12 protein-coding genes are annotated in these 12,949 nt (G+C 50.5%); 6 read left to right on the top strand and 6 right to left on the bottom strand.

Going from position 1 to position 12,949, the window contains the following annotated elements; translation table 11 throughout:
- Nucleotides 1-259 precede the first annotated feature (259 nt).
- The 3 genes from hutH to hutC all read right to left on the bottom strand — a co-directional run bounded on the left by hutH (nucleotide 260) and on the right by hutC (nucleotide 4,428).
- A complete protein-coding gene (gene hutH, locus L2725_RS14790; RefSeq protein ID WP_249249647.1) occupies nucleotides 260-1,792 on the bottom strand; it encodes a histidine ammonia-lyase in 1,533 nt (510 codons plus the stop codon).
- Nucleotides 1,793-1,896: 104 nt separating this feature from the next.
- Nucleotides 1,897-3,567, bottom strand: a complete 1,671-nt coding sequence (gene hutU / locus L2725_RS14785; RefSeq protein ID WP_249249646.1) for a urocanate hydratase — start codon at nucleotides 3,565-3,567, stop codon at nucleotides 1,897-1,899.
- A gap of 156 nt (nucleotides 3,568-3,723) precedes the next feature.
- Nucleotides 3,724-4,428 carry a histidine utilization transcriptional repressor HutC gene (hutC, locus tag L2725_RS14780; RefSeq protein WP_249249645.1) on the bottom strand — a complete coding sequence of 235 codons (705 nt, stop codon included), beginning with the start codon at nucleotides 4,426-4,428 and terminating at the stop codon, nucleotides 3,724-3,726.
- Nucleotides 4,429-4,589: 161 nt separating this feature from the next.
- Here hutC and hutI point away from each other — a divergent pair, with 161 nt between their 5' ends.
- Nucleotides 4,590-5,816 carry an imidazolonepropionase gene (gene hutI / locus L2725_RS14775; protein WP_249249897.1) on the top strand — a complete coding sequence of 409 codons (1,227 nt, stop codon included), beginning with the start codon at nucleotides 4,590-4,592 and terminating at the stop codon, nucleotides 5,814-5,816.
- Nucleotides 5,817-6,186: 370 nt separating this feature from the next.
- Here the strand turns inward: hutI and L2725_RS14770 are convergent, their stop codons facing one another.
- A complete protein-coding gene (locus L2725_RS14770; RefSeq protein ID WP_249249644.1) occupies nucleotides 6,187-6,747 on the bottom strand; it encodes a hypothetical protein in 561 nt (186 codons plus the stop codon).
- 610 nt (nucleotides 6,748-7,357) lie between these two features.
- Here L2725_RS14770 and L2725_RS14765 point away from each other — a divergent pair.
- The 4 genes from L2725_RS14765 (at nucleotide 7,358) to L2725_RS14750 (ending at nucleotide 11,009) form a co-directional block, all read left to right on the top strand.
- Nucleotides 7,358-7,864, top strand: a complete 507-nt coding sequence (locus tag L2725_RS14765) for a cyclin-dependent kinase inhibitor 3 family protein (RefSeq protein WP_249249643.1) — start codon at nucleotides 7,358-7,360, stop codon at nucleotides 7,862-7,864.
- Nucleotides 7,865-7,982: 118 nt separating this feature from the next.
- Nucleotides 7,983-8,594, top strand: coding sequence for a DUF998 domain-containing protein (locus L2725_RS14760; RefSeq protein WP_249249642.1), 612 nt, complete (start codon nucleotides 7,983-7,985; stop codon nucleotides 8,592-8,594).
- 151 nt (nucleotides 8,595-8,745) lie between these two features.
- Nucleotides 8,746-9,498: an SDR family oxidoreductase gene (locus L2725_RS14755; RefSeq protein ID WP_249249640.1), complete on the top strand. Its 753-nt coding sequence runs from the start codon at nucleotides 8,746-8,748 to the stop codon at nucleotides 9,496-9,498.
- Nucleotides 9,499-9,794: 296 nt separating this feature from the next.
- On the top strand, nucleotides 9,795-11,009 hold the full coding sequence (locus tag L2725_RS14750; protein ID WP_249249638.1) for a fibronectin type III domain-containing protein: 1,215 nt from the start codon (nucleotides 9,795-9,797) through the stop codon (nucleotides 11,007-11,009).
- A 109-nt stretch (nucleotides 11,010-11,118) separates the two neighbouring features.
- Here L2725_RS14750 and L2725_RS14745 read toward each other — a convergent pair whose 3' ends face one another.
- Together L2725_RS14745 and L2725_RS14740 are read right to left on the bottom strand one after the other, a co-directional pair.
- Nucleotides 11,119-11,733, bottom strand: a complete 615-nt coding sequence (locus L2725_RS14745; RefSeq protein WP_249249637.1) for a hypothetical protein — start codon at nucleotides 11,731-11,733, stop codon at nucleotides 11,119-11,121.
- 281 nt (nucleotides 11,734-12,014) lie between these two features.
- Nucleotides 12,015-12,347, bottom strand: a complete 333-nt coding sequence (locus L2725_RS14740) for a type II secretion system protein (RefSeq protein ID WP_249249636.1) — start codon at nucleotides 12,345-12,347, stop codon at nucleotides 12,015-12,017.
- Nucleotides 12,348-12,669: 322 nt separating this feature from the next.
- On the opposite strand from L2725_RS14740, the gene L2725_RS23255 reads away from it, so the two are divergent.
- Nucleotides 12,670-12,795 (top strand): hypothetical protein, encoded by a 126-nt coding sequence (locus tag L2725_RS23255; protein WP_283164321.1) that lies wholly within the window; start codon nucleotides 12,670-12,672, stop codon nucleotides 12,793-12,795.
- Nucleotides 12,796-12,949 lie beyond the last annotated feature (154 nt).

Here is a 12,949-nt window from a genome sequence, read left to right as displayed (position 1 = left end):
CACCTAGACCCCGGCACCAGCCGGGGTCTTTTTTTAAAAACGATTTGCCACGAAGCACTCACTACGTTCGCTACACGAAGAGCACGAAGTAAGAGCGAAGAGAGAACTTGCCTAGGCTTTTCTTCGTGTCCTTCGCGTCCTTCGTGGTTAGCAGCTTTCGAGTTTTAGTCTTTCGCCACAATCATTCGACAAAAACAAAAGAGCCTGACTCATCAGGAGTCAGGCTCTTTATGGTTTTAACTATGACCGCTGTTGCTGCTTAGAAGCTTGGCATCAGGCCAGCTGGTAGGAAGCGGTTGTAAGAAGCGCCGCACAGCAGGTCAGTGGCGTTCTCAATGTCAGGACCAAAGTATCTGTCCTTGTCATAGTAGGCCACCACTTCGCGCAGCTCTGCCTTCGCCTCGGCCACCGCATCAGCAGGCTTCAGCGGTGCACGGAAATCCAAACCTTGAGCTGCCGCCAGCAGCTCCACTGCCAGCACGCCACGGGTGTTCTCAGCCATATCTCGCAAACGACGGGCGGCAAAGGTCGCCATGGAGACATGGTCTTCCTGGTTGGCAGAGGTTGGCAGACTGTCTACCGATGCTGGGTGGGCAAAGGTCTTGTTCTCAGACGCCAGCGCCGCCGCAGTGACCTGGGCAATCATAAAGCCTGAGTTCACGCCGCCGTTTTCCACCAGGAAAGGGGGCAGCTTGGACAGGTTGGAGTCGATAAGCAAAGCAATACGACGCTCGGCAATGGCACCCAGCTCAGCAATGGCAATCGCCAGATTATCCGCCGCCATGGCCACAGGCTCGGCGTGGAAGTTACCGCCGGAAATAATGTCACCATTGTCGGTAAACACCAGCGGGTTATCGGTTACGCCGTTGGCTTCAACTTCAAGCACTTCGGCAGCATGGCGAATTTGCGTCAAACAGGCACCCATCACCTGGGGCTGACAGCGCAGTGAGTAAGGGTCCTGCACCTTTTCGCAATCCACGTGAGCCAGGCTGATCTCAGACTCTTCACCCAGCAGGTGGCGGAATACCGCCGCTGAATCTATCTGGCCTTTCTGACCGCGCACTTCATGAATACGTGGGTCGAACGGGCTGCGACTGCCCATGGCGGCTTCAACGCTCATGGCGCCAATGACGCTGCCAGCGGCAAACAGATCTTCGGCGTGGAACAGACCTTCCAGTGCAAGTGCAGTGGATGCCTGAGTACCATTCAGCAGCGCCAGACCTTCCTTGGCAGCCAGCTCAAGCGGCTCAAGACCGGCAATCTCCAAACCCTCTTTGGCTGACAGTATCTGTCCCTTATAGCTCATTTCACCTTCGCCCAGCAGCGGCAGGCACATGTGAGACAGAGGAGCCAGATCACCTGAAGCGCCCACTGAACCTTTTTCTGGTACACAGGGGTAAACTTCGGCATTCAGCAGGCTCATCAGGAACTCAATCACCTGCAGGCGAATACCCGAAAAACCGCGGGACAGGGAGTTAATCTTCAGCACCATCATCAGGCGCACGGTTGCGTCCTGCATGTATTGGCCGGTACCGGCAGCGTGGGACAGCACAATGGAGCGCTGCAGCAATTGCAAATCTTCCGGCGCAATCTTGGTGTTGGCCAGCAAACCAAAGCCGGTGTTAATGCCGTAAACGGTGCGGCCTTCATCCAGTACCTGCTGCACTGTGGCAGCACTCTTGTGAATACCTTCCAGCGCGGCGTCTGCCAGCGAAACTTTCACCGCATGGCGGCTGATATGACGCAGCTGAGACAGGGTCAGCTTACCCGGGTGGATAACAATATGTTCCATCAATGACTTCTCCGGCAACGTCGGGCAGGTCGAGCCTGTGACCCGGCGTTGCGCTTAATTATTATTGGTAAAATTAGTCGCAAAATGAGCGGCAAACCGTGCGATTAATCTTCCAGCATGGGCAGGTCCAGGCCCTGCTCTTTGGCACAGTCTTTAGCTATGTCGTAGCCCGCATCGGCATGGCGCATTACGCCGGTAGCCGGGTCATTCCACAGCACGCGACCCACACGCTTGGCTGCGGCATCTGAGCCGTCACAGCAGATCACCACACCAGAGTGCTGACTAAAGCCCATGCCCACACCACCACCATGGTGCAGAGATACCCAGGTCGCACCACCGGCAGTGTTCAGCAGCGCATTAAGCAGCGGCCAGTCAGATACGGCATCTGAACCATCCATCATGGATTCGGTTTCACGGTTGGGACTGGCAACAGAGCCGGAATCCAAGTGGTCGCGACCAATCACAACCGGGGCGCTCAGTTCGCCGTTTTTCACCATTTCGTTAAAGGCCAGTGCCAGACGGGCTCTGTCTTTCAGGCCAACCCAACAGATACGGGCAGGCAGACCCTGGAAGGCGATACGCTCGCGGGCCATATCCAGCCAGTTGTGCAGGTGTGGGTCATCGGGGATCAGCTCTTTCACCTTCTGATCTGTCTTGTAGATATCTTCCGGGTCACCCGACAGGGCAGCCCAGCGGAAAGGACCGATACCTTCACAGAACAAAGGACGGATATAGGCAGGTACAAAGCCGGGGAAGTCGAAGGCATTTTCAACGCCCACTTCCATAGCCATCTGGCGGATGTTGTTACCATAGTCCAGGGTCGCTGCGCCGCGCTCCTGCAGGGCCAGCATCGCCTTAACCTGCACCGCCATAGACTCTTTTGCCGCCTTAACCACGGCCGCTTCACCTTTGGCGCGCATCTCTTTGGCCTGCTCCATAGTCCAGCCCTGTGGCAGGTAGCCGTTCAGCGGGTCATGGGCAGAGGTCTGGTCGGTCACCACATCCGGGGTAATGCCACGCTCTACCAGCTCGGCAAACACATCGGCAGCGTTGGCCAGCAGGCCAACAGACACAGGCTTGCCTTCGGCGTCAGCGGCTTTCACCATCTCCAGCGCTTCATCCAGAGTGTGGGCTTTCTTGTCCACATAACGGGTACGCAGACGGAAATCGATACGGGTTTCATCCACTTCACAGGCGATAACAGAGAAACCGGCCATGGTACCGGCCAGCGGCTGTGCACCACCCATACCGCCCAGACCACCTGTCAGGATCCAGCGACCTTTGGCTACGCCGTCAAAGTGCTGCTTGGCGACAGCCACAAAGGTTTCATAGGTGCCCTGCACAATGCCCTGAGTACCAATGTAGATCCAGCTGCCTGCGGTCATCTGGCCGTACATGGCCAGCCCCTGCTTATCCAGCTCGTTAAAGTGTTCCCAGTTGGCCCAGTGTGGCACCAGGTTGGAGTTGGCGATCAGCACACGAGGCGCATCAGCATGGGTTTTGAACACGCCCACCGGCTTACCGGATTGCACCAGCAGAGTCTCGTCATCTTCCAGACGCTGCAGTACCTCAATAATCTTGTCGTAGCACTGCCAGTCACGGGCAGCGCGGCCGATACCACCGTACACCACCAGGTCTTCAGGGCGCTCGGCCACATCCGGATGCAGGTTGTTCATCAACATGCGCATGGCGGCTTCGGTCAACCAGCTCTTACAGGTGATTTCAGAGCCATGGGGCGCAATGATCTTGCGGGTCGGGTCGTGTCTCTTATCCATCTTATGTTCCTTGTTGTGGGTTCTCCTGCGCCTGTCTTCGCAGGCTGGGTTTACAGAGAATCCCTTTGTTGTATTGCTGAATTTTTACCGTGTTACTGGTCGTTTTACTTGTATAACTACTTGTATAACTTTGGCTTGAAAACGCTTGCCACGGGCCTATTTGAAGGTCAGATGACCGCCTACCCGGAAGCGACTGCCCGGATGTACCAAACGGGCGAAACTCACCACACCATGGCGTGACCAGGTGCGGCGTAAAATCTGTAAACAGGGCTCATTGGCCTTCAGGTGCAACTGCTCTTTCAGCTGCTGACCGGCTGGAATGGCCTCGATAATGTGACGAGCCTCAGTCAGCGGGGCGACAGTCGACAGGTATTCGTGGGGAGTGATCTGGCTGAAATCCTGATTCAGATAGTCGGGGATCAGCTTGGGATTGATAAAGCGCTCCTCCAGCTGCAGCGGGGTGCCCTGCTCGCAGTGCAGCAACACTGAGCGATATACCTTATCGCCCTCCTCCAATCCCAGCGCAATTGCGATGGGGGCAATAGCATCTATCTCTTCCAGATCCAGCTGCTCAACACTGTAACCATGGCCACGCTCTTTAATCTCGTCAGCGATATTGCGAATGGCCAACATGGAAGATTGGGATTTCAATGAGGCGACAAAGGTGCCCAGCCCCTGCGAGCGCTCCAGCACCCCGGCCTCAACCAGTTCGGTCAGGGCACGACGGGCCGTCATGCGGCTGCAGTTAAACTGCTCAGCCAACTGATTCTCAGAAGGTACCTGAGCATTTTCCTGCCATTCTCCCGCTTCAATCTTGCCGGTGATATGCTGTTTGATAAGCGTGAACTTTGCTGTGGCCATGACCTGTTCCTTTCGTCCGGTTACCCTAAGTTCGAATACCTAAGTTCGGCTGCTTGTTTCAATCTGACTGAAAAAGCGGCTACAATCGTAGCTTGTATATACAAGTAAATACAAGTGCGTTTACATTATTCACTATAGAGCAACACGGAGTGGAACGGATGATGGACTGGGACCAGGTTTGGATTGATCTTAATATCGCCACAATGAACCCCAACAATTCAGAGCCTTACGGTGCTATCCGCGATGGCGTTATCGCCATTAAGAATGACAGAATTGTGTGGATGGGCAGTCGCGCCGACCTGCCGGAATTCGATGTTATGGCAACCCCGGTTTACAGAGGCAATGGCGGCTGGGTCACTCCGGGCCTGATTGATGCCCACACTCATCTTATCTTCGGCGGCAACCGCGCCAATGAATTTGAAATGCGCCTTAATGGCGCCAGTTACGAAGAGATAGCCCGCGCCGGCGGCGGCATTCTTTCCACAGTAAAAGCCACCCGTGAGGCAAGCGAAGGTGAGCTGTTCGAACAGGGCCGCAAGCGCTTGAATGCGCTGGCCAAAGAAGGGGTCACCACGGTTGAAATCAAATCCGGCTACGGCCTGGATAAAGACACTGAACTTAAAATGCTGCGGGTGGCCCGTGAGCTGGGCAAACACCACCATGTGGATGTCAAAACCACCTTCCTGGGTGCCCACGCCGTGCCGCCTGAGTACAAAGACAGAGCCAATGATTACGTGGACTTTGTGGTCAAAGAGATGATCCCCGCCGTGCTGGAAGAGAACCTGGCCGACGCCGTGGATGTATTCTGCGAGAACATTGCCTTCGACCTGCCACAAACCCAAAAGGTACTGGCCACCGCCAAAGCCAGTGGTCTGGATATCAAGCTGCACGCCGAGCAACTGTCCAATATGGGCGGCTCGGCACTGGCCGCCAACCTGGGCGCCAAGTCAGTGGATCATATCGAGTATCTGGATGAAGAAGGGGTTAAAGCCATTGCTGAGAGCGGCACCTGCGCCACCCTGCTGCCCGGCGCATTTTACTTCCTGCGTGAAACCAAGCTGCCTCCAATCGACCTGCTGCGTCAGTACAAGGTGCCTATGGTGATCGCCAGTGACTACAACCCCGGCTCATCACCAATCTGCTCCACCCTGTTGATGCTCAACATGGGCTGCACCCTGTTCCGCCTGACGCCGGAAGAGGTACTGGCAGGCGTGACCCGTAATGCCGCCAAAGCATTGGGTATTGAGTCTAAAGTGGGTGTGCTTAATGTCGGTATGCAAGCCGACTTCTGCCTGTGGGATATCTCCAGCCCAGCAGAGCTGGCGTATTCCTATGGACGGAACCCGTTGGTGAATGTTGTTAAGGCCGGTCGGCTGGTGCACCAATAGGCGGAGTAGCTCAGTCACCGCTTGGGCTTTGGGTTAATGCCAAACTCCGTTTGGTGATTGGTCTAGCCCCTGCGGGGCTTCCGCTTGAAAGCGGGGAAGTCGTGGGTTCCACCCACACTGGGCAGAAGGCTTTGCTCGCCCAAAGCCCTCTGCACTCCAAAGGGCGCCCCAACCGAAGTTGTTATCCATCGTGCATTGCACGCAATTGACGTGACCAGCGTCGATTCACCATCCCTGGCTCAGCGACGCTTATGCCATCATCCATGATGGCATCCACTATTGCATCCAATCCCCTCCGGCAACTCCGGAAGGGGACTGGTGCAACCACCAACAATCGCGCGACTAACATATAGAGTTACTTATAAAAATATCATGGTGAATATGGGTTGCTGAAACTACTGTTTTTACGAAACCAACATTCCAAATTATGGCAGCGATATTCCCCATCTACTTCGGTAGCATGCAGCAAAGTCAACGGTCGAAAGTTACAGTTATTTTCTAAGTTTAAATTAACAAAATCATACATGTGCCAGAGAATTTCTGATTTTTCTATTTCTTCTTTGTCTCCATCAACAATGACAACGCACCAATCATCTACGACACAATCAGTTCCTTTAAAACGGCGTTCCAAATTGTCGATAACAGACTGACTGAACAAGCCTTTTCTGATAAGGTTTTGCATCCAATAATAATCATCATTATCTTGAAAATACTGTGTTTCAGTAAGGAATGTATAAAGCTGTAACTGCCCAAGGACTGCCCACTTATTGAACTCCGCACTTCCCCATTTTTTAACTTCAATTATGCTGATACCACCGTCCGCAGAAATCCTTAGGATATCCGGCCTTGCCAAACGTTCGTGGATGTTATTAGTACCATATGGGGTATATGCTTCCTCGACATAGATGTCTTCCGGCCAAGCCGTTCTCATCCAATCACATATCTACTTTCGCCATTTTGTTTCATGCATAGTATTCTCGACAGCACTAATAAGACTTGTATTGTGTGACAATCAGCCCCATCAATAAATCTAATTTAAATTTATTATTCAGACAGTTAAGCACCTCTGAAATCTATTAGCACTATCTATGGTATTTATCTAGATAAACAAGCTATATCAACCATTACGCTTCCCACGTTAAAACAACTATGGATATGAGGGATACACCATTTCCCCATCGGTGCCGCCGAAGAATGTTGATGAAAATTGCGTGGCTTCGACATGGATGTCGAAGCAGGCTCAGTCGAATCATGGACGAGCGTCTGAGCCGATAGCTATTTTCATTATAAATTCGAGGGGTCTTCGGCACCGTCTGGGGCGGCAGGGGGTTTGCAAAGGGGGCGAAGCCGTCTAGTCCCCTTTGCCCGGGTGTGGGCTGGAAGCCCGCGATCCTCTGGTCGCTGAAAGCGATCTCATTTGTGCCCGATTAGGGCAAAAATCTCACCAAATCAGACCGTGGAAACCATGGGCTGAACTCATATATCATCGTTCCCACGATACCCTTCAACAAAGCTGCTTCCTTCAGCAATAAGGATTAAAAATGGCACATCCTGTATGGCAACTCGACCTGAAAACCTCAGGTGCATTGATACTGACCCCTTGTCCGGGCACCAAAGAAGCTGATCTGCAAACCTCACTTGAGCAACTGAAAACCATGGGCGTTGAAGCGATAGTGACAGCACTGAGTGATAGCGAACTGACAGCGCACAATGTCGCTGCACTGGGCGACAAGACCCGCGAGCTGGGTATGCAGTGGTTCCAGATTGAGATTGAAGATGACAAGGCCCCCGGAACAGAGTTCGCAGCCAAGTGGCAGGCGGCCAGTCCTGCGTTGCATGCAATTGTCGATAACGGCGGTAAGGTAGCCATGCATTGCCTGGGCGGTTCAGGTCGCACCGGAATACTGGCAGCACATTTGCTGCTGGAGAAAGACTGGCAGTTGGATGAGATTATCCCGGCGGTGCAGGCATTGCGCCCAGGGGCTTTTACCAAGCCAATTCAGGTGGAATATATCAAGGCAATCGCTGCGGCCATTCCAGCGGCTTGATACTGATATCTTTTGCTTCGACGTAGCCCACACCTTACAAGCTAGACCAGGCTTGCAAGGTTGGGGTACTTTGTAAGGCCACGCGATACGAATGTTAGTTTGCACAAGGAATTCGGCGTTGTTAGAAAGTATTGCTACATTATCAGGGTTAATAGCAACTATATGGATTACTGTAGGGGTTTATGTAGCAGCAAAGCTTTACCCCAATTATGATCACTCAAATCAATTCTGTAGTGAGTTAGGCGCGACAGGCAGCCCAACTGAAAAAATATCCCCCATCATTAACAACTACCCACTTGGTATCATTTTTTGCTTATTCGGGTGGGCATTAATTCAACTTAACAATTCAAATTTAGCGTTAACTATTTGTGGCGTATTAATAATCATACATGGCATTGGAACTTGGGTTGCAGGCTATTTCCCTATGGATAAAGACCCTTATACAAAATCACCGACTCTAAGCTGTAAAATTCATTCTTGGGCTGGTTTTGTTATGCTTTCATCACTTTTACTTGCACCAGTAATAACAGCCTTTAGCCCAGAGTCTATTTATGTTCCTTTTTGGTTTAGGGGGGCTTCAATAATTACAGTTTTCTTGGCAACTTATTACTTGGTTAAAATGGCGAAAGCCGCTAGAAAACAGAAGCTAACTGGTTACTATCAACGCTTATCGTATTGGGTTAAGCTGCTTTGGCTAAGCATCTTTTCGGTAATATTAGTGCAGGTGTAAACTAACACAATGCTTAGGCATGACGGCTAACCTTTGGCATTTTTGGTTTGATTGGCTTTAGTGATTACGGTAGCGTCGCTTGGTTCTTGTAGCAGCTAGCCGAACCTTAGCAAGGCGCTATACATTATATTCAGCGTAAAAAGGACGAATGATGAGCCATAAAAAAGTAGTTGTCGTTACCGGTGGTAGTCGAGGGATTGGTGCTGCGACAGCAAAGCTTTTTGCTCAGAATGGGTTCTCCGTATGCATTAATTACAAATCTAATGCTGAGGCTGCTCAAACACTCGTTGAAGAAATCAAAGCATCAGGTGGCCATTGTATTTCTGTTCAAGCTGACGTTTCCAAAGAAGGTGATGTTCTTCAACTGTTTGAAACCGTTGACCGAGAGCTTGGTATTGTTTCTGTTGTGGTGAACAATGCAGGCATCTTAAAGAAGCAAATGCGCTTAGACGAAATGAGTGAAGAGAGGATTAACTCAATTCTCATAAACAATGTGACGGGTTATTTCTTGTGTTGTCGTGAAGCAGTGAAACGAATGTCAACTCGTCATGGTGGTCTCGGTGGCGTCATAGTTAATGTCTCTTCGGGAGCGGCTCGGACAGGTTCACCGAATGAATACATTGATTATGCAGCGTCAAAAGGTGCAATTGACACGTTAACAAAAGGTCTGTCGTTGGAAGTTGCCGCAGAAGGTATCAGAGTTAATAGTGTCCGCCCGGGATTGATTTATACCGATATGCACGCTGACGGTGGAGAGCCTGATCGTATAGAACGACTGAAAAGTAAAATTCCGATGCAACGGGGTGGTTTGCCTAATGAAGTCGCGGAGGCCATTTATTGGTTAGCGTCTGAAAAATCATCATTTTCCACCGGTAACTTTCTGGATTTAGCCGGTGGTTTGTAATGCATCACATGGCGCGCAATTCTAGGCAAAGGAAACCTTCGAAAAGACAGGGTTGCGATATCTTTTTAGCCCCTTTTGAACCCACTTCTTACAACCGCAGCAACGGTCAATTTCCTGTCCTGACAACAACATCAACACCTGTTAACCATGAACACAGCGGGCTTACAGGCACAGACTCCCTCTAATTTCTTCCCAATTTCTACCCGGTTTCCCCAGTTTTATCCCTGTAAATTGCTAATGCTCCATGATGTTTGTCGCTACCTTGGCTGAGTATTTTTAATCCAAGGATATTTGCCATGAACATAGCAACAAGATCGAGGAGCTGGGCCTGCTTTGGGAAAATAACGGCAGGGCTGCAGACGTTGACCCGGCTGACCCAGGGCGTGTTTATTAGCATGTTGATGCTGGGCACGGCCCACGCCGCGGGAGGCATTGGCTCGGTGTGGGGCACAGGATCTGACGATGAGTCCATCTCCATTACCTGGACAGTGCCCAGTGGTGACTACGACCATGTGGGGTCCAGCTACAAGGTGTGTTACCGTAAGACTCCCACGCTAAATGTGTGTGGTGGTTCTGAAAACTACACCGCCCCCAACAGCTTTACCGCAACGGGTTTGAATTCAGGTACAGAGTACAAGTTTAAGGTGTGGTGCTACTGCAAAAAGAAGAACTGGCGGGGCAAATGGAAAGACGCCAAATGGCGCAAGATTGGCACCTATAAGCAATCCACCTTGCCAGAGTCAGAGCCAGATGTGCTGATCAGCAATATCGCTGTGGTTGATGTGGCACCAGGCAGCTCATCACATGACGCCTCCATTGATGTTGAAGTGAATTACACCAACCCTGCTGCGTTTGAGTTTGTGCGTACCTGCTATAAGAAACTGGGAAATATGACCTCGATGAACTCCATCTGTTCCGATAGAGATGATCCTCCAAGCTCATGGGGCAGCTCAGATCATGGACGAGGCTGGTTGGATGTGGAGCCCGCGCCATCAGGCACTGTGTTCTCCTTTGGTAGCTTGCGGCAGTGTCGTCAATACAAGGTTGTGTCTTATGGCTTCTACGATGGGGTTGATACAGGGCTGAAGCTGGGCGAAACCAATGCCCATACGCCGGGTGACTGTAAAGCAAATAAGATGGCTGTATTGATTGTTGATGACCACAAAGAAACCGTTTTGCACGAGTACGCTCAAATGGTTTCCCGCATCTACGACCAACACCTGTTCCAGCATCTGGCTGAAAGATATGGCAATGAACTTCACACTGCTCAGAAGCTGATGACAGAAGAGGAACGGGTTGATCTGGTTCAACCGCAGGCCCTGCTTGAATATCTGATCAGCACTGACTCAGAGGTGTGGGAGCAATGGCAAACCGAGCGTTATCTGCAGCAACAGAGACTGACGCTGGACAACTTTGTTGAAGATAAATACCCAGAGCTTTACCGAGACCTGCTTGATGAGATCCCTCAGCAAGAGCGGGAAAGAGCAAAATGGAGATCCAGCCTGTTTTGAGGCAAGAGCACTGAATCAGGTGTGCCCCTCATTCAAAGATTGAGGGGCAATATGCCAAGGAAAAGCGCCAGCGGAAGATAGCTGGCGCTTTGTTATTTCGGGGAGAGTATCAAATGGTCTCGGAAGACTGCCCCAGCAGGAAATTCTGTAACTCTTCTGTCAGTTGATTAACGCTTGAATCCAACTGAGTCTCGGTCAGTGCACCTTTCTGGAAACGGACTTCCAGAGCCAGTAGCTCATGGGTCAGCTTCAAGGTTTCGATATACAGAGGTACGTTGACCATCTGCACTCTTTTCAGGTTGATGAGACTCTCGTTCAATTCACCCAACGCGATGCCGGACAGGTTTTTACTGACGATATTCTGCATCAGGAAGGTATCCAGATAGCCCGGATAGGGTGGCGGATTTTTTTGGTAAAAGTCAGTTTTCAACGCATGGTCTTTTGGAAGCTTGCTGAAGTACTCCACCAGCTCCTCACTGTAATCATGGCATTGCTCAACCGACGATATTGCCGCGCCCAGCAGCTTGATGACATCCTGCTTTTCGTTCTGCCCGGCCTCATAATTGGTGATTGATATCGCCAACAGTACACCCGCCATGGTGGCGATCAGGGTGAGCAAAAAGTTGATGCCTGTGTTGTAGCGCTCAACCAAACCTTTGAATCTGGGTAAGAAGGTAAAAGCGCCAAAAAGGCTTAAGATGACAGTGAGAACGAGATATAGCATTTCAATCCCTAAACTTGATATTAGCTTCCATAAAAAACCAGTAACTCAAGAGTTTATGCTATCAGTGTCGAACCAGACTGTTCAAGTTCTCAGCAGCCCGTCACATCAAGGCCAAAGCCCTGAGTTGAAGCACCGTGGGAGTATTGGGCATAGCAATGCCCATTAATCAGCGATGTATCACTGTCATTCAATCGATAACCGATGCGGGAGATATCGTTGTTTTCATAGACATAAACATCACCGTATTGAGCAATATGGGTGCCACCGGGGAAAGACTATGACTACGGGGAGCCTCCAAGATCGATAAAGGTTTGCACAAAATAGCGGGCAGGACTGGTAGATTCACTGCGGGTTTCAGGGTAGGCATTGTGAAACTGGTAAGGCCCGAAGTCGGTATCCACAGTCACATCTGCGCCCGTCTTTCCCTGGATATTTGCCTTCATATGCAACATCCCCATGGTACTCTTGATACTGCCGAGAAACCCTTGAATTGTCGCTGTTTTGGCATCGCTCTGGTGATTGATAAATTTTGGAGCCGCTATGACCGCCGGTATGCCCAGAATTAAAATCACAACGACCAGTTCTATCAGGGTGAACCCATTACGCCTGCTCATATGCCAGCCTTTTGACCGATGAAACACCATCCATCCCCTACCTCTTTAGCGTTGCAACCTGTCTTTGTTTAAAAATCTGTAAACAGTGCTTCGAATACCTCTTTATTTTCTGTCTATTTCCATCGTTTTTCAGCATTTAGCTCTGGTTTTATATGTGTAGCAAATTAAACCTTGGGTTTATCTTTAAAAGTAGCGTTAAGTATTTATTGTTAAATCAGAGTTATTTTTGTCAGTTGAAATAAAAAGCCCAACGCCTAGTATATTGGCCAGGGTCTTGATTGGTTAGCTTACTTTTATATTGACTGGTTAGTCGGAGGACACAATGGACAAACAGAAAATGAAAAAACCACAGATGGACATTAAAGAAAAACGTCGACTGAAGCGTGAAAAGTCGGAGCAGAACTCTGTACTTAGCCTGGGCAGAAAGAAGCGCAAGAGCAAATGCTGACAGCCTGGGTCAGCACAGCAACACAAACCGCCCAACAACCAAATCATACCATTCCGCATTAAAGTTCAGTCACCTTTGCCCAGTCTCTGGCGCACATCTTTATCACTCGGTTTGTACTGCTGATGAAGTTGTTCCAAGCCTGACTGCAAGCATC

It is taken from the genome of Shewanella corallii, from assembly GCF_023349125.1.
Taxonomy (GTDB): domain Bacteria; phylum Pseudomonadota; class Gammaproteobacteria; order Enterobacterales; family Shewanellaceae; genus Shewanella; species Shewanella corallii.
This window is presented reverse-complemented; position numbering and strand designations above follow the sequence as displayed.